The following is an 18,297-nucleotide window of genomic DNA, read 5'->3' as shown; positions in this document are numbered from 1 at the left end:
CGCATGGACTGGAATTGGCAAGTCATCTTCGATAGCATCCCAGACTTACTGGGCGGCTCTGTTATCACGATTCAATTAGTGCTGATCTCTGGCATCATAGGGTTGTTCTTTGGTCTTGTATTGGCTTTATTGCGTCTATCTAAAAGCTGGCTGGTACAAGCATTGCCCTTTGCTTATATCTTCTTTTTTCGCGGGACACCGCTATTGGTTCAGATATTTTTGATTTACTACGGACTGGGGCAGTTTCAATCAATTCGTGAGTCTTGGCTATGGCAGCCCGTGCTAAGCCAAGCCTATTGGTGCGCGATTATTGCTTTTACTATGAACACCAGCGCTTATACTGCTGAGATTATCCGCGGTGCTATCCAAGCCATTCCAGTTGGTGAGCTAGAGGCGGCTGACGCTATCGGTATGTCAAAATGGCAGCGCTTAACTCGGATCACGCTACCGCGTGCCTTTGGCATCGTCTTACCTGCCTATAGCAACGAAGTTATCTTTATGCTCAAAGGTAGTGCGCTGGCCTCGACCATTGCCTTGATGGATATCACCGGTGTGGCACGGACCATTAGTGCGCGTACTTATACCCTTATGGAGCTGTTCTTCGCTGCGGGTATTATCTACTTATTATTATCTTGGGTGGTGTTATTCACCTTTAAGCTGCTTGAGAAGAAGCTCAACCGTTATATGACTTATGAGCCGCCTGATGTGGTCACGCGCACAATCTCTTAACTTAACCTTGAGAATTTAAGGATTTGATAGTTTAAGGATCTAGTTGATTAATTTAAGGAACTAGACAGTATAAAAATAGGGGTTAACCGTGAAATGAGGTATGATGAATAAACTCTCATTTCATTATTAATAACCACAAAATTGAGGTTACCCCTATGACCACCACCCAACCTTCCTCAACAGATCTCTCATCTGACAATTCATTCATTAATCCTTATATTGGTAAAGTCGTCTGTGTGGGCCGTAACTATGCAGCGCACGCTGCTGAGCTGGGCAATGAAGTGCCGACACGGCCGATTTTATTTATCAAGCCTGCTTCTAGTATTGTCGGCTTTGATGAGGCTATTCCCGCGATGTTTGTCGATAAGCGCCGTGGTAAGTCTTATCCGCTGCACTATGAGGCTGAGCTGTGCGTACAGATTGGTACGGATCTCAAGGACGCCACCCTCGATGAGGCCAAAGCTGCTATCAGTGCTGTGACTTTAGGCTTAGACCTTACCTTGCGTGACTTGCAAAACGAGCTAAAAGACAAAGGTCATCCGTGGGAGCGGGCCAAGTGTTTTGATGGGGCGACGGTGCTCGGTGAGTGGATTACTCCTAAAACATTCGGCGACTTTAGTAGTGTGAAATATCAGTTATTCATTAACAATAGCTTGACTCAAGAGGGGGATACCGCACTCATGCTATTCCCAGTCTATGAGTTGTTGGTAGAGATTAGCCATGCCTTTAGCTTAGAGGCAGGTGACGTGATTATGACGGGAACGCCAAGCGGTGTTGGTGTATTGAATGCAGGTGACGATGTCAAGCTAACGTTGGGCGGTCACACTTGGGAGACATGGGTCGAGTAATGAGAGCCAAATAACCACTATTTTAAGGTAGTTGTTAATCTTAGCTAAAAGCATAATTTTCAGAACCACCATAATCAAGTGTTTGATTATGGTGGTTTTTTTATTGTCATCTAATTGTCATAAATATTTCAATTTTATGTCATCAAAGCTTAGTAGTCTGACGCCGTAGCTCTAGTCCTTATGTCAATAACGACCTTTACGTCCACCCAGCCCAACAGCAAGGTAATTTACTATGACACCTCTTAATTCTAAGCAAAGTCTTGCCCACGATATTGGCGAAGACTCGAACCCTACTAATAACACTGAATTTCAAACTATCATCAATCGCCGTATGAACCGCCGTAGTGTGCTAAAAGGCGGTACGGGTCTGACGGCAGCGGCTTTTTTTGGGGCGTTACCACTGGTAGGCTGTAGCGATGATGACAATAGTAGCATCACTAACGATAGCAACCCTGCTGTACCAGCAAGTGGTGATTTAGCACGGCCAAATGCGCTTAACTTCACAGCAGTGGCGCACTCAACTGCTCCAGAGATGAGTGTCGCTGCAGGCTATAAAGCAGAAATTATCTTACCACTTGGCACCCCCCTTATCAGTGGCATTGACGATTGGAAGGACAATCGTGAGCAGTCTGGTGAGTCTTTTGAGCATCGCATGGGTGATAACCACGACGGCATGTGGTTCTTTGGCAAAAGTGGCAATGGCTATGCAGCAAAATCCTCAGACAATGGCTTGCTGGTCATGAATCATGAATATGTCAATAGTAGCGAGCTTAGCCCATTTGGTTACAAAGTAATTGAAGATAAAGATGCCGCGCCTATCTTTCAGCAGCAGCGCTTAGCCTCAGATGTCCGCCGTGAAGTTAACTGTCATGGTGTCGCAGTAGTCGAGCTAAAGCGCCGTGCTGATGGCAAAGGTTATGAGATGGTCAAAGACTCGAAGTTTAACCGCCGCCTTACCAGTAGCTCAGAGGCGCAGCTTACTGGGCCTGTAGCGGGTTCTGATTGGGTCAAGACCAAGTATGATCCTACAGGGACTAAAACGCGCGGTATCAATAATAACTGCGGTGCTGGTCTGTCACCTTGGGGTACGTATCTCACCACTGAAGAGAATTTTTTAGGTGTCTTTGGACGTGGCTTGGATGCCGCCAAATTAAGCACTGCAGAAAACTATGGCCGTGCTCGTTACGGGGCGACTGAAGGGTTTGCTGGTTGGGGCTACCTATGGCATACGCCGCCTGCTAAAGATGCGATATTCATGGACGAGTTCTCACGTTGGGACATGACTGCTGTGGGTGCGACCGCACTTGATGACTACCGTAATGTTTTTAACACCTTTGGCTACATTACCGAAATCGACCCATTTGACCCCAATGCTATGCCGCAAAAGCGCACGGCTTTAGGTCGTTTTGCTCATGAAAATTGTGCCTATGCGCCTGTTGAAGAAGGCAAGCCTGTGGTCTTTTATATGGGGGATGACTCACGCGGTGAGTACATCTATAAGTTTGTCTCCAAAGCGCTATGGTCCAATAGCGATATCGGTGGCGGTCTTAGAGCCGGTGACAAATATATGAATGACGGCACGTTGTATGTTGCTGTCTTTAATGAAGATGGTAGCGGTGAGTGGAAGCCGCTATTACAAGGTCAAAATGGTCTTGATAGTACCAATGCCGAGCTGCCATTTAATTCGCAAGCTGACGTGTTGGTCTTTGCCCGTGCTGCTGCCGATGTCCTTGGCGCGACTAAGATGGACCGCCCTGAATGGGTGTCGGTCAGTCCCATTACTGGCGAAGTCTATGTTACATTGACCAATAATAAATATCGCGGTGTCCGTGATGATCATCCTGTAGATGGTGCCAACCCACGTAGTTACGAAGTGAATGGCAAAAAACGCGGCAATGATAACGGTCACATTATCCGTTGGCGTCAAACCAATGGCGACCATACTGCCATGACATTTGAATGGGATATTTACCTGTTTGCCGCGCCCAGTGACTTAACGGCAGAGAATCTATCTGGCCTCAGCGCTAGCAACGATCTGTCATCCCCTGATGGTCTATACTTTGACCCACGCGGTGTGCTGTGGATTGAGACCGATGACGGTGCTTATACGGACACCACCAGCTGTATGCTGCTGGCGGCTCTACCAGGAAAGGTCAGCGATGGGGAAATCAAAACCACCTCCGCTGGTCAACAGACTCGCGTCGGTATGCAGGCCAATGACAACAATATCAAGCGCTTCTTTGTTGGTCCTGAAGGCTGCGAAGTTACCGGTATCACGATGACACCTGACTTCAAAACGCTATTTATCAATATTCAGCACCCAGGTAACACTTGGGGCGCAGTGGCAGGTGGTAGTACGCCGCGCTCGGCCACAGTGATGATCACCCGTGAGGATGGTGACGTCATCTTGGCAGAGTCTTTTTAATCAATCACTAATATGACTCAATAGCTGATTTAGCTGTATTACTATTTGTCTCAAAGCAAATTTTGCTCAGTTCAGTGCAAAAATCCCAAGTTGCGGCTTGGGATTTTTTTATTCATCTGTCAAATAGAGTCAGCCAGCTATAGAGCTGCCCCAGCCACTCTGTAGCAAGTTTAAAGTGGTTTAGCATAGCTGTAGGCGACAACAAAATTACTTAAAAGATAACCTATTGTATTCTTATTTCCCTATATAAAAGATAATATATAAAACGAATGCTATCGTTAAAGCTGCCAAAATTATGTCTAATTCTAAGCCAATGGGTACTTCCGATGACTGGCTCGCTACGACTCAGCATACTCGCAAGGTTGATTCTAGTAGTCACTATCAGGGCGCGGTATATGAGCAGATGACTGAGCTGGACTATATGTATGTGGAGGAGATGGCGGACTTCAATGTAGACGACAGTTATAGGTTAGACAGGCGCGATCTTATCTCTATGGCTGATTTCTTTGAAGGGCTAACTCAGCTTGCGACCATAGGGGTGGTCGAGATTACCGATATCGTCGAAGCGATTCACCGCGAGATTCTGCTACGACCATTAGGGCGCTTTAACGAAGGCCATCTAAATAAATGGCAACGCAGCATCACCGGCCGACTCTATGGCACGATACGTACTATCATGTCAGTGGTGGGCAATAATCTCACATTATCATTAAAACTGTACAATCATATCCGTAGCCCAAGAGACGTTAAGCCTCTACCGCAAAGTCTAAGACGGCTCGTTAGTGTCTTAAATGGGGTCATGGGTGATCATCTGGTCAGCCATCATAATCCACTGGCTGTCTCTATGCTGCTATACGATAGTAATGGCCAGCTGCAACGCGGTGAGATATCCGGACGTATTATTATTTTATGTCATGGGCTTTGTCTGAGCCATCTAAGTTGGGGAGTATCTAAGATTGGTAATCTAGGCAAAGAGATACGCCGCAGTCAGCCACAATCTACCGTTTTGTACCTAAACTATAATACCGGCCAGCGCATCTCAACCAATGGACGCGACTTATCCAAAGTGCTGCAAGCATTGCTCAATGACAACCCAGACATCACGCAGATTGATCTGATTGGTCATAGCATGGGCGGATTGGTGGCGCGTAGTGCGCTGTTTTATGGCAGAGAACAAGGCTTTAGTTGGATAAAGCGGGTGGGTAATTTGATCACTCTAGGCTCACCGCATCAGGGCGCTAGTCTGGAGCGCATTGGTAACTTTGTGCATGAAAGGATCGCCAAGCTTCCCTTTGCTGGAGCATTGGCCAAACTAGGTAACTTGCGTAGTGCCGGCATCATTGATCTGCGTTATGGCAGCATTTATGAAGCTGACTGGAAGTCTTTAACAAATCGCAGTGTCGTACCCGCAGACTTTCGCCATCCTACGCGTCTGCCTTTGCATGTGCGTACTTATTTGGTGGCTGCTACCTTGGTCGAGGGGCACTACGAATCGAAGGCCACCAGCTTATTAGGTGATGGGTTGGTCACGATAGAGTCGGCATTGGGTGAGCACACTGGCGAGCATGCCTTGGCCGTACCAGAAGCGCATAAAGCGGTCTTTTACGGGGTAAGCCATATCAACTTGATGTACAGTAAAAGAGTTTGTAAGCAAGTCGCCGCGTGGCTATTGGACAATGGTCAGAGTGATGATGGGCAAGGCGGCGTCAGCCTTGACTCACGAATAAACTCTTACCCCAGTGACTTAAGCGTGATGCTCTAACCGCTGTCAGGGCATCAGCAGCTCTCAAGGGTCGGAAGATTAAACAATGACAATGGGCGTTGGGAATAGTGAGCTGAGAGTCGGTAGCTAATCCTGCCGACCGCTATTATCTGCTTAGCCAATGGCGTGCGGACTTATGCGTCTGGTAGCGTTCCATCTAATCGAGCGACCACTCCCAGCCGCAGTCCGCAGCGCCATTGTCGTCAGCAGGATAACCGCTAACGTCAGGGCTAAAAAGCCCTACGTAAGTTAAGCCGTGATTGCTGACCAACCATATCGCCTAGGGCAGGTTCGTGAAGCGTAACCCGCCCTACGATTGCTGCTCAACATTATCGTAGTAAAATGCTTTCATATTCTTGATTATATCGATCGTCGCGCAGCGCGCGCCAGCATGGACGCCAGTTAAATTAACAAAGCCATGCGGTAGACTTGCTACCTTCTGAATTTTGACATGATTGCCACTCTCTTTGAGCCTTTGCGCATAGGTCTCACCCTCATCAACCAAGATATCTAGCTCCGCAGTGACCACATAAGCAGGTGGCAACTCACTTAGACTGCCGTGCAAGGGAGAGGTTAGCGGATCGGCTTTATCCAGCTGACTTTCGCCCAAGTAATACTTCTCGCACAGCACCTTATCTTTTAATGAAAACAGTGACCCTTCAGCGTAAGTCTGCTGGCTTGGATAGCTGCCTTCATTATCAGTAATGGGATAGATGAGCCACTGCATTACTGGCGGTATCGTCTTCTTCGTAGCTGACTTATTTGCAGGCTTACTCACCAATTCGTCATTTGCGTCACTAGTCGATTCATTATTGGCTTCATTAGCCATTTTGACCAATTGCTGGCTGACCGTGGCCGCTAGATTACCCCCAGCGCTATCACCGGCGACGATGATATTGCCTGGCTGCATCCCAAGCGCCTTTGCGTGCTCTTCTGCCCAGATAACCGCATCGATACCATCATGGACGGCAGCAGGGGCAGGATGCTCTGGCGCCAAGCGATAATCTACGCTAAGGACAGGGAAGCCAGAATAATGACAGAGATAGTGACAAAATTCGTCGTGGGTATCAATATCGCCGACCACAAAGCCGCCGCCATGAAAAAATACCACCAGCGGTAGCTCATGGATGATATCGGGGTCGGCCAATATCGGCAAGTAGTCTCTGAGCTTAATAGCTTGACCGTCTCGGTTATTAAAGCTTAGATCGGTGGTGGTCTGAATAGCAGGCTTAACGCCTTGTAAGGCCGTGACCTTATTATGAAAGATCTTGCGCGATCTGTTGACGTCTTCTGTGACCATACCATCACTCGTGATGCTATTCACTGCCATAATCAGCTGCATCAGCGGGTCCGCTTTTTTATAGGCGGGATTGGAGCCGATGAGTTTGACTATAGTTGATAAGGCAGGGTTAGGCAGCTTTCCCAGTAGCCTAGTGGTTCGCGCTTGAGCTTGCTGTGATACAGGGCTGTCGGCTAGCTTTGACATTGGACCTGTGAGTCGTTCTGTAAGCGGAGAGAGGGCAGATATTTTCATAAGACATCCTTGTAGTCGGGCGGGTCAAACAATGATAGTAGCAGCTTATCGCCTAGAGTAATACCAATATCCATTTGATCTTGTGGCGATTCATCACTTGTATATAGCGTTGCAAAAAATCACAGTCGCGATTAAAGTGCGAGTGCTTCAATAGTATTACAAGTTACAGGACAATTGTATGGTTTGTAATCACTTTATTTTTATCAGTACTAATATCTGCCCAACTTATAACAACTACCTACCGTTATTCCACTCGATATCTATAATAGCGCCACCGAAAAACTCATACCGCTCTGAGTCTATTACGATTAATGAGTGTAACCTTGGTCGCCAGTGTGTGAAGGTTCTGCGTGCTCGATAAAGCCCATCGTAATCATTTTGCTCACGAAGGGATCGGCCTCATTATCGCCAATATCGGCAAAGTCCATCGCGTCATAACGGCGATATATTTTCAGCTTTTGTTGAAGCTCGTGCGAGTACGCCCATGCTTTTAGCGTATAAGTTTGGCGCTTATCACCATTAGTAAAGGTCATGCTGGCAGGCAGCTTAAGGCGGTTATAGTAGCGGATGTCTTTATGAGCGTCTTTATAAGTGGCAATACTTTTACAATCCGCGCTTTGTTGACTTACAGGCGATTCACCCTGCAGATCAATGACGCCAAACAGCTTGTCCCAGTGCTCGCGGTTATGGACATTTCTTAGATCAGCACTGGTATATTCAATAGCGCGCTTAGCAGTAGAAAAGTTGCGGCTTAGCTCAAGCTGATTGTTTTGTGTCAAAGTCCAAAGGTCAGCCAGTCCTTCGTCAGGATAGACATAAAGTGCATGCGTAGCGTCGCGATAAAAGGTAAATGGATAGCTCGCCACTTTGCGATCCTTGATAAAGGTGCTGACCTCATAGTTGGCCTTAATGGGTTTCGCCTGACAGGGGTCTGACAGGGTGGTCGAATTGGAAGTCAAATGGCTAGTACTAGCTTCGGCATTCGCCAACGGCGTGACCATCAACGCCAGTAGCAATAAAAGAGGGTGTTTCATAGTAAGCTCTAATGTGGGTGATATTTATGTTGTGACAATAAAAACAGATAAGGCTAAGCGAGTGCCTTATCTATCTAGTCATAGGGTTAACCAATCAAAATACTAGCGCCGCTAACCACTTCGGCAGCTATTTTGCCATTACGCCGCGCCGTGCACTCTCAATCAAGTCACCAGCGAAGTTCATGATGTGGAAAATCTCATTTTGCTCGCTGGTGCTGGTGACCAGATGCGCGCCAGGACCTCTAGCATAGATACCGACATCTTCACCGGCATGGGTCTCGGAGTCGAGAGGAACGAGGGCTTCTTGATGATAGCCTGAGGCGGTAGTGTCAAAGGCAGTGATATTCTTTCGGCCCGCCTCAGCAGGGCCGTTATAGACGATATCGGCGTTGGTTTCGCTACCAAAGTTGCGATGACCAAGGCCATTGGCATAGCCCAAAGTAGTGTAGGGCATGTCATCTTTGGCAAGCGTTGGGGTAGGCTCTGGCAGGCCATTTTTGTCGTTGCCCACGACTTTACCTAAGATAGGGTTGCCGCGTGTCGGGTAGCCTGCCATCGTAAACACATGGCTGTGGTCAGCGGTGACGATGATAAGCGTGTCCTCGGGTGAGGTCTTCTCCATCGCCGCTTCTACCTCGTGATCAAATTCGATGGTATCCGTTAGGGCGTTATAGGCGCTGCCTGCATGATGGCCATGGTCGATACGGCCTGACTCAACTAACATAAAGTAGCCGTCTTTATCGCGGCTGAGCAGATCAATGGCTTTGGTGGTCATCTCTGTCAACGATGGCTCACCTGCTTTGTCATTCTTGCGGTCGGCCTCGTACTGCATGTGGGATGAGTTAAATAGCCCGAGTACCTTGCCCGCATTATTAGGAATCGCGTCAAAGCCTTTTTGGTCTTCGACATAGACGCCGCCGGTCTTTTGTTGCCAGATTTGGCGCAAGTCTTTACCGTCTTTACGTTTGCCATTTTTGCCTTCTAAGTCAGTGACCGTATCGGCGATAAAGTGGCGACGACCACCGCCAAAGGCAACATCGATATAGGGTGACTCGACGAACTGGGTGGCAATGTCTTTACAGCCATTGGCGCGGGCTTCATCAGTCAGCTTGTCATCACTTTCCCAGTTGCGCTCAGACGTTTTGGCAAAGGCGGCGGCTGGCGTGGCGTGAGTAAGTCGAGCAGTGGTGACAATCCCCGTTGCTTTGCCTGCCATTGAAGCCAGCTCTAAGGCGGTGACCAACTCGCTGCCATGCTCGCCATGAGCGCCACTACAAGTCGCACGATTGGCGCGGTCGGTGACGCCTAATACGCCCGCTTTGGTCTTGACACCTGTCAGCATAGCGGTGGCTGTGCCTGCCGAATCTGGCGTTTGCTGGTTGGTATTGTAGGTTTTGATAAGTCCGGCAAAAGGCATCTTGTCGAAGGACAGCTCGTTTTCTTCGCCCATCATGCCTTTGTTTTGACCGGCTAAGATTCGCGAGGCAGTCACGGTAGAGATACCCATACCATCACCGACGAACAAGATGATATTCTTCGCGCGGCCGCGTTGGTTGATGATGTCCTCGACTTCTTGAGCGTTTTTGGCGACTTCAATCGCCCCATCTTGGAACCACTTCATGCTTTCTTTGTCGAGATTAGCTGTTACTTTGCTTCTTTTTTGGATAGATGTTGCTTGCTCGTTAGCAATATTGGCTGCAGGCGTGGTCGCTACTGGTATGGTAGCCGTTGGTGCAGTGGGGACTGGCACAGCATTGGTACTACAACCACTGACATAGCTGATGACCGCGCTACCAATGGCAGTTGCTAATACGGTTTTTCTCAGTGTTGTTGTTATTATTCGATTGAGGTAAGTCATCGTAGAGGCTTCCTAATAAAGTTATGAAATAGTATGCAAGGTATTTGCTCGTTGCGTCATTTGCACCTCAGATTGACTATGAACTGATGAACTAATGGTCTGTTGGTTGTCAGATCATTCAATGACAGCTCATTAATTGACAGCCTGTAAATTGACCGCGAATGACGCTAAGGTAAACTTAGTCATTTAAGGTCTAATAAGCATTCAGTGCTAAAGCTTTATTAATGACATGAAACACTGAGTTTTGTTCCATCACGCCTTGCACGAAGGCAGAGCCAGGACCAGTCGCGTGTAGGCTAATGTCTTCACCAGCGTGCGTCTCTGAATCTAGCGGTACGAGCGCGTCTTGGTGGAAGCCAGGGGTTGTCGTATCGATGTTGGTCAAGTCGTGACGGCCTGCGGCAGGGCCAGCGTCATAGGCCACATCGGCGTCCGTCTCGGTCCCAAGGTCACGGTAGCCCAGACCATTGGTGTAGCCTAGCGTGGTATAAGGCAGGTTATCGCTGGCCAGCTTTGGTGTGGTTTCCGGCAGGCCATTTTTATCAGTACTGACCACTTTGCCTAGGATAGGGTTGCCACGTTTGGGGTAGCCTGCGATGGTGAAGACATGGCTGTGGTCGGCGGTGACCATAATTAAGGTGTCATCGTCTGCGAGCTTCTTGGCAGCATCGACAGCTTCAGAATATTCAATCGTGTCTTTCAATGCGTTGTAAGCGTTGCCCGCGTGGTGTGCGTGGTCAATGCGGCCGGACTCTACTACCAAGACATAGCCTTTGCCCGTCTTTTGGCTACGATTTTCTAAAAGCTTAATGGCTTTGGCGGTCATTTCACTCAAAGAAGGCTCACCCGATTTGTCATTTTTTCGGTCAGATTCATAGTGCATGTGCGAGGCGTTAAACAGCCCCAGCACCTTGTCAGCGTTGTCAGGGATAGCATCGAAACCGCGCTGGTCTTCTACATAGACGCCACCAGTATTGGCTTGCCAAACTTGCGTCAAGTCGATCCCATCGGTACGTTTGCCCGTCTTGCCCTCTAAGTCAGTGACGTCTTTACTAATGAAATGACGACGGCCACCACCAAAAGCGACATCGATACCGTCGCTGTTTTTTATATCAGAGCCAAACTCTACAAACTGCGTGGCGATATCTTTGCAGCCGTTCGATTTTGCCTCATCGGTTAGCTTGTTATCGCTCTCCCAATTACGCTCTGGCGTCTTAGCATAAGTGGCGGCGGGGGTGGCATGAGTTAGACGGGCGGTGGTCACGATGCCAGTGGATAGCCCTTTGGCCTCCGCGAATTCAAAGATGGTGGTCAGCTCATTGCCCTTGCTACTGGCACAGTTGGCGCGCAGGGCTTTGGGCGCGATATTGAGAACACCTGCTTTGGTCTTCACGCCCGTCGCCATTGCAGTCATCGTTCCGGCTGAATCTGGCGTTTGTTGGTTGGTGTTATAGGTCTTAATCAATGCGGTATTGGGAAACTGCTCAAAGCTCAAAAAGTTCTCCTCCCCCAGCATACCTTTTTGCTGACCGTCCAAGATTCGCGCGGCGGTCAAGGTCGATACGCCCATGCCATCGCCGACGAAAAGGATGACATTCTTAGCTTGACCTAGGTCTTTTTTACTCGCGACTTTTTTACTGACGCTCGCTTGGGCGTCTTTGTACCACCCGTCATTGAGTTGGTAGGCAGGTAGGACATCAGCGCTTGCTGAAATGCCCACTAATGACAGGCTACTGGCAATAAGTTTTGGCAGGAATTTTTTGATAATTTTCTTTTTGTTTATTGTCATATTACTATCCTACTGGTCAGTTAATAAATATTTCATTATGTAGTTTTACCAGTAAGGTGTTACAACTTTGTGAATCACCCCCTCCATGCGTCAAAGCTAGGTGAAAATGCTAGACACGATATTTAACCTTAAGCAACGCTTAATAGTTGTTGTAAGCTGATTTAGCAGCGACAAGGCTTAAGAAGCTCACTCGTCTGTTATGATAGCTATAATAGTAGCTTGGCTGTAGAGATGGGCACAAAGTAAAGGCTTAGGAAGATTATGTTCTAGCGTAAGAATAAACCTAATCCATAAAGCCTCACTCATAAAAAAAGGCAGGCAAATTGCCCACCTTTTGGTTAATTAGATTAGTTATCAAGAATGGTTAATTAGACCAGCTATCTAGCAGCAATAGCGCGCCAAACCTTAGGTCAATTTATTGCTAAACAAACACATCACGGACATCATCTTTATCAAAGGTATAGACCGTACCGCAAAAGCCGCAATCCATCTCAAAGCTGCCGCCTTGCTCTGCCACAATCTCTAGCGCCTCGGCCTCCCCAATCTGCTCAATGGCCGCTACACACTTCTCACGTGAGCAAGTACAGCCAAACTGTAGCGCTACGGGCTCAGGGGCGACGACATTTTCTTCGTTATATAGGCGGTAGATGATTTCGCTGGCATCGAGTCCGGTTAGCTCTTCAGGTTTCACGGTGCGGGTGAGAATACTCAATCGCGTCCATAAATCATCATCGATACCGGCGTCTTCGTCTTGCTCAGCCTCTAGCGACTCCTGTGCTGTGCGTGGTAGGAGCTGCACGAGGATGCCGCCTGCTTGCAGACCATCACACGCGAGGTTGATGAGGGTCGGAATCTGCGCAGACTGACGCTGATAATGTGCTAAGCAGTCGGCAAGATTGTCATAACTGCGCTCAACGATACCCTGATAAGCCTCGCCGCCCTCAGGATGAATATTGATAAATAGCACGCCTTTGCCCACTTCACCCAGCTCGTCAAACGCGTCGTTAGCACTGGTCTTATCTGCCCAAGCTTGCTGCTCTCCCTCGCTCTCGCCTTTCCAGCTAGCAAGCGCGCGAATGATACCGGCGTGGTCACATTCAGCCATCGCCCAATTGAGCAGGCTGCTCTCATCAGAGGACTGCAACTGGATGGAAAGCGTGCCGTTGATTTTGAGCGTGCCGATTAGCAGGCTTGCCGCGGTGAGCATCTCGCCAAGCAAGCGCTTGATAGATTCAGGATAGTCTTTTTGTGCAGCAATAGTGGCATAGCTACGCTCAAGTCGTACCACGTCACCGCGGACAGGCGAGTCTTGAATAAAGAAGCGTTGGCGAAGGTCGGTATTGGATGTCGTCATAGAGTGGCTCTTAAAATCTTATATTAATCTGAAATAATTTGCTCATTTGCTTAATTAATGGGGGCGTCGCACGTTTTATCAATAAGCGATAGCTTGAGCAGGTAGCATTTATTGAAAAAGCCCATTGCAAGTGTTAGCCATTACAAAGGTACTTAGAGAGAGGCAAGAGGTAGTGACTATTCTATAGTACGTTCATTATAAAAATGCTACCGCGGTACTGGGATGAGTTTTTCGCAGTCTCTATCGGCGAGCCCGCAGCAAGCCAGAAAAATTTATACCAGTTCCGCATCACCTTATGATGACTCTATTTTCTTTAGACTCGACTATATATAAGTTGTTATATAAGTTGTTCTGCTGCTTTGGCGTGAAAAGGGACGTGACGGTAAGGTTTTGAGCAACTTGTAATAAGTGTCCAATTGTTTACTGATAAAATAGGATATAAACTGTTTTATAAGGGTAGGGGCTATCTTTGCTAGATTGGTCAAAATGCGGCAGGATGGACCAGTCACCGTTTTAATATTTGTCTTTGCCGCTTAGCTAATATTGTCCCATAACCCGTAGTTCGAAATAATCAGTGATTCGAATAAAATATAAGGAATATTTATGCCAGTAGATGCAAACTTAGAATCCACGCAAAACCAAAAGACAGATCAGACAATAGCCTCAGTATCTGCAACACACTCCGGAGCGGGTGTTATCATTGTCGGCGCTGGACTGGCGGGGTGGGGCGTCGTCGATGCGATTCGCGCTAAAGACCAAGATATCGCCATCACCATGATTACCGCCGATAGTGGTGATCGCTATCACAAGCCGATGCTTACCATGGCGATCAGCCAAAATAAATCCGCCGCTGATCTCATTCGCGCAACGGGTGTAGACGCAGCAGAAACCGCCAATATTAAGCTCATGACCAACACCCGAGTAACGCAAATTGACGCTGACAACCAGCAGGTGATGGTGGCGGCAAACCGTGGTGACAATCAGGTCACGCAAGCGCTTGCTTATGACAACCTGGTACTGGCGATGGGGGCGCACCCTGCGTTTCCAAAAAGCTTGCCAGAAGAGCTGGTCTGGCATGTCAACCACATCGAGCGTTTTGCTCAATTACAAGCTGAGCTGGCGAACAGCAGTCAAAAGATTGCTATCGTGGGTGCAGGTATGGTCGGCACAGAAATCGCCGAAGACTTATTAAAAGCCGGGCATAACATCACCCTAATTGACCTAAATGACGCGCCACTGGCTCAGATGCTACCGCCTCAAGCGACGAGCAGAATTAAAGATGCCGTGCGCTCGCAAGGGATTGAGTTTTTAGGCGGCTGTCAGGTTACTCAGGTCACCGCCCTAAATGACGGTCAGTATGAAGTGGCTGTGGCAGGATTAAAGAGCAATACTGATAAAGCCGATAGTGGCAATATTAATAAAGAGAGAAGTATCATCGTGGATCATGTGATTGCCAGTACTGGGCTATTGGTGGATGACAAATTACCAGAGTCAGCTGGCATTGAGTTTGATCGTCGTACTGGTATTGTCGTTGATGAGCAGACGCTTGAGACCTCGCAGCCACACATCTATGCCATTGGGGATTGTATGTCGATTGGTGGCGTAGCGTGTAGATACGTAGCACCGCTTCGCGCGCAAGCTGCTACCATAGCTGACTCAGTATTAGGTAGAGATCATGACGGCTATACACATAAGCCGCCTATGATTCGCCTAAAAAATAAAGCCATCTCGGTTATGGTAACTGGCGTGCCAAATGGCGGCGCGACTTGGCAGACTGTCACTGACACTGATGAGGAGTTGGTGATGGAGCAGCAAGATGATAAAGAAGAAATCGCCGCTACGGTAACCATTAAGTTACCAGCAGCTTAATCCTTCACTTTGACTTTACTAGGGTTAGATTAGTAATCTCCAACGACAAAGCGTAATGCAGGATCGATCTCAATCTCATCATCAAGTTGTGATGAGGTTGATGATAGAGCCGCAGCAGCTGTGAGCTGCGAAGTTTCTGTGCCAAGAGGGGTAACTTTGGCGGCTGAGTCATTGGGAGGGTTGTGAGTCGCTGTTACTTGGGTGTCCTCTGCGCGCGCTCCCTCGTTATTAGCGCTTTGTGCTTTGTGAGTGGTCGTGGACTCTTCGTCTGCTCCACAATCGATGATATAGCCTTTATCGATAAGTTTGGCAATATCAACTTTGGCATAAAGATGCGCGCAAGCCTTTCGACTTAAGGCATCGCTACGATTTAATAAAAGACAAAATTGCCTTTCTCTTGCGGTCATATCTACTGACTCAGTCATTGCTTTAAGACAATCTTGGGTGCAAATTAATTGAGTTAATGGTGGATTTGCTTCAGGGCAGTCCATAGCATTCCTTGATTGATAAAATTAATGTAATAACTATAAAATTAATGTAATAACCATATTAGAATTTGAGGTTAGACGTTACCCAAGCATTATAAATTAATTTTTAATAATCATTTTCTTAATTAACTTTATCATAAAATTTATATCTAATATAAAAACAAAAGGTAAACGTATCATTAATAGTGACTCGCTGACTCTAAAGAGAGTGTCAACATGCGTAATCCATACAGCCTATTATATCCATCGTCATAACTAATAACCAATGAGTGGTAAATTACTGTTGGTCTAAACCAAAAGAGTGATTAAATATGCTAATTAGTGATAAATAATGTATCAATTTGCTAGTCTAGAGCTATGGTTAATCTAATCAATAATTTTATTCGAAATTCAGGCCCTAGACCTTTATTCTACGTACAGAAGTTGATATATACTACGATGACAGCCAGATTGTCATCGTCGTTTTTTTATAAAAGTGAGTACTAACCTTATGAAGCTAGCCAACTGTCGCTACCGCCGCTTTAACCCATGTTTTATCCTCGCCGCCATGATAGTCGCTACTGTATTTGCAGCGCCTGCACAAGCCGAGCTTATTGACTTGTCTTCTGGCGAGCAGAAGATAGAGTTTGCGACGATGAGTGCTAGCTGGGCAAGAAAACCAGATATGAGCCGTGTTCATCGCTATCTGCGCGGCGACGCTTTTGGCTGTACGTTTGATGAGGATCGGGGCTATATCGAACCGTGCCAAGCGGATTATATAGACGTACGTTTTAAGCTCTTAGTCGATGAACAGGGCAAGGTATTACGGGTTGATATGCTTGATAGTAGCGGCATAGCGCGTGTGGATAGAATAATCATTCAGGAGTTACAAAAGTCGCGGGTTAACCCTTTCATTAATAAAGGTAAGGCGGTAAAAGGTATGATCATGCTGCCCATTAGAATTATGAGACCTTAAAGCCTATTAATATGTCTATACTACTCGCAATCTTACTGTATCCGTTTGCTGAAACTGACCCACATATTCGCCAGATTTTAACGGTACGGGCATGCCAAACGAGCCAGAAGATACCACCATACCTGCGTCAAGCTTGAGACCATGAGACTCAAGCTTTTGTACCAGCCATTGAACTGCTTTGGCAGGATGCTTTAGCACTACGCTAGCAGGTTCGGTCAGTAACAGCTCACTGCCGTGTGTGAGTTTACCAAGCTCTGCACCAATTTTATCGACGCTCATTGATTGGGCGTCGCCTAAACATAGATAGCCAGCGACAGCGCTATCTGCGCACAGATGCTCTTTACTCATATTGGCAAACCAATCTTGATAACGGCAGTCAGGGACTTCCAACGCAGGCGCGATTAAGCATTTACGGCAAATGTCTTCAATATCATCCGTTGGCAATACTATCTCTTGAACAATAAAGGCCAGCTCAAGCTCGACTAAGGCATCGTTGACATCTGTATTTAATGATAATTGCGCATTATTTTCTAATAATTGTCTATCAGTCAGCTGACCATACATAGGGTTGGTAGAAGCAAATAGCGCCATGGTACGCTCGCTGGTCATACTAATCTTATAGCCTGCTAGAGTCGCACCGTTAGCTACTTTTTGCGCCGTCACTTGATGCTGAATTTGGTAAGCTTGTTCGACATCCATATCATCGATAAATACTGACTTTGGTAGGGATAGCTGGTCACGGTAAGCATTGTACAGCTGCTCTGCAAGCTGCTCGGGCGTCAAAGTAGTCATAGCATTTTCCTTAATGGTTCTTCACTACTTGTAGAGATATTATCTTTTTACTTTATTCTCACTCTCTATCGTTGGTTGCCACTTATTGGTTTAAATGCGATTTAAAAAACCGCGCCAAACCATCCAATAATAAATCATCACGAATACAGACAGGCCGAGCGATGTGCTGAGCAATAATTGCGGCGTCACCACCGGTCAATATTAGCTCAAAATTACCGTGGCGTTGGCTAATCTCATTGATTGCGCCGATGATGGACAGCAGGATACCGCGATGCACCGCATCTTGGGTGGTCATTCCCGGTGCGATACTGTCAAACTCTCCGTTTGAGATAGTGATTTGCTTAGTACCCGAAAATAGCGACTCGCGCTGTAGATAAATACTGGGAAAGATATAGCCACCGAGATGCTCGGCATGGTCGATGAGGTCGATGGTTACCGCCGTGCCGCAGCCAACGACGCATTGGCGCTTCTTACGATCGACCACCCCCAGCATTTGCAGCCAGCGATCGACCCCAAGCTGATTGGCATCGTAGTGACTACGCATAAGTGGATGAGCAGGGTCCACATGGACAAATTCAAAAGGAATGCTCAAATGGCTTAAGGTCTGCGCGACCAAAGTGTTAATTTGCTCACCTAGGACCGAGGAGATACCGATAAAGTCAGGGGCGAGGCGCTCAAAACGATCGGTCAAGCCTATAAGTAGCTCGGCAGGTGCTTGCAAATGCTGTTTGGCATCGTGGCTAATGACTTGGCCGACATCGTCAGTCAGCCAATATTTAAGTCGAGTATTACCAAGATCGAGCCAAAGCGTGGTCATAGGCAGTTGTCCTTCGTTTAGGTCTGTGAGTCAAAAAGCGGAT

14 protein-coding genes are annotated in these 18,297 nt (G+C 47.3%); 6 read left to right on the top strand and 8 right to left on the bottom strand.

The features are described from left to right. Positions 1-3 precede the first annotated feature (3 nt). From EGV92_RS06135 to EGV92_RS06120, 4 genes are all read left to right on the top strand, one after another. Positions 4-729 carry an ABC transporter permease gene (locus EGV92_RS06135; RefSeq protein ID WP_131668354.1) on the top strand — a complete coding sequence of 242 codons (726 nt, stop codon included), beginning with the start codon at positions 4-6 and terminating at the stop codon, positions 727-729. Between the two features lie 155 nt (positions 730-884). Further along, positions 885-1,577 (top strand): fumarylacetoacetate hydrolase family protein, encoded by a 693-nt coding sequence (locus EGV92_RS06130; protein WP_131668353.1) that lies wholly within the window; start codon positions 885-887, stop codon positions 1,575-1,577. Between the two features lie 232 nt (positions 1,578-1,809). After that, on the top strand, positions 1,810-4,002 hold the full coding sequence (locus EGV92_RS06125) for a PhoX family protein (protein ID WP_131668352.1): 2,193 nt from the start codon (positions 1,810-1,812) through the stop codon (positions 4,000-4,002). A 295-nt stretch (positions 4,003-4,297) separates the two neighbouring features. After that, the gene (locus EGV92_RS06120) at positions 4,298-5,764 is read left to right on the top strand and encodes an alpha/beta fold hydrolase (protein WP_131668351.1); all 1,467 of its coding nucleotides are present in this window, start codon (positions 4,298-4,300) and stop codon (positions 5,762-5,764) included. A gap of 310 nt (positions 5,765-6,074) precedes the next feature. Here the strand turns inward: EGV92_RS06120 and EGV92_RS06115 are convergent, their stop codons facing one another. The 5 genes from EGV92_RS06115 to hslO form a co-directional block, all read right to left on the bottom strand. Continuing rightward, complete coding sequence (locus EGV92_RS06115; protein ID WP_131668350.1) at positions 6,075-7,298, bottom strand: alpha/beta hydrolase; 1,224 nt, start codon at positions 7,296-7,298, stop codon at positions 6,075-6,077. Between the two features lie 308 nt (positions 7,299-7,606). Beyond that, a complete protein-coding gene (locus tag EGV92_RS06110) occupies positions 7,607-8,332 on the bottom strand; it encodes a hypothetical protein (protein ID WP_131668349.1) in 726 nt (241 codons plus the stop codon). A 127-nt stretch (positions 8,333-8,459) separates the two neighbouring features. Beyond that, complete coding sequence (locus tag EGV92_RS06105; RefSeq protein ID WP_131668348.1) at positions 8,460-10,190, bottom strand: alkaline phosphatase family protein; 1,731 nt, start codon at positions 10,188-10,190, stop codon at positions 8,460-8,462. 193 nt (positions 10,191-10,383) lie between these two features. Continuing rightward, positions 10,384-11,979: an alkaline phosphatase gene (locus tag EGV92_RS06100; protein ID WP_131668347.1), complete on the bottom strand. Its 1,596-nt coding sequence runs from the start codon at positions 11,977-11,979 to the stop codon at positions 10,384-10,386. Between the two features lie 421 nt (positions 11,980-12,400). After that, positions 12,401-13,333, bottom strand: coding sequence for an Hsp33 family molecular chaperone HslO (gene hslO / locus EGV92_RS06095; protein ID WP_131668346.1), 933 nt, complete (start codon positions 13,331-13,333; stop codon positions 12,401-12,403). Positions 13,334-13,936: 603 nt separating this feature from the next. Between hslO and EGV92_RS06090 the strand changes: the two genes are divergently transcribed. Next, positions 13,937-15,202 (top strand): FAD-dependent oxidoreductase, encoded by a 1,266-nt coding sequence (locus EGV92_RS06090; protein WP_131668345.1) that lies wholly within the window; start codon positions 13,937-13,939, stop codon positions 15,200-15,202. 29 nt (positions 15,203-15,231) lie between these two features. On the opposite strand, the gene EGV92_RS06085 is transcribed toward EGV92_RS06090, so the two are convergent. Next, a complete protein-coding gene (locus EGV92_RS06085; protein WP_131668344.1) occupies positions 15,232-15,693 on the bottom strand; it encodes a hypothetical protein in 462 nt (153 codons plus the stop codon). Positions 15,694-16,180: 487 nt separating this feature from the next. Here EGV92_RS06085 and EGV92_RS06080 point away from each other — a divergent pair, with 487 nt between their 5' ends. Continuing rightward, positions 16,181-16,645 (top strand): energy transducer TonB, encoded by a 465-nt coding sequence (locus EGV92_RS06080; RefSeq protein WP_131668343.1) that lies wholly within the window; start codon positions 16,181-16,183, stop codon positions 16,643-16,645. A gap of 15 nt (positions 16,646-16,660) precedes the next feature. On the opposite strand, the gene EGV92_RS06075 is transcribed toward EGV92_RS06080, so the two are convergent. Next, a complete protein-coding gene (locus tag EGV92_RS06075; RefSeq protein WP_131668342.1) occupies positions 16,661-17,437 on the bottom strand; it encodes a 2-keto-4-pentenoate hydratase in 777 nt (258 codons plus the stop codon). Positions 17,438-17,519: 82 nt separating this feature from the next. Then, complete coding sequence (locus EGV92_RS06070) at positions 17,520-18,254, bottom strand: pantothenate kinase (RefSeq protein ID WP_131668341.1); 735 nt, start codon at positions 18,252-18,254, stop codon at positions 17,520-17,522. Positions 18,255-18,297: the final 43 nt, after the last annotated feature.

The organism is Psychrobacter pygoscelis, from assembly GCF_004335015.1.
GTDB classification, from domain to species: Bacteria; Pseudomonadota; Gammaproteobacteria; order Pseudomonadales; family Moraxellaceae; genus Psychrobacter; species Psychrobacter pygoscelis.
The sequence above is the reverse complement of the archived record's forward strand: the minus strand, read 5'-3'. Positions and strand labels throughout refer to the sequence as shown.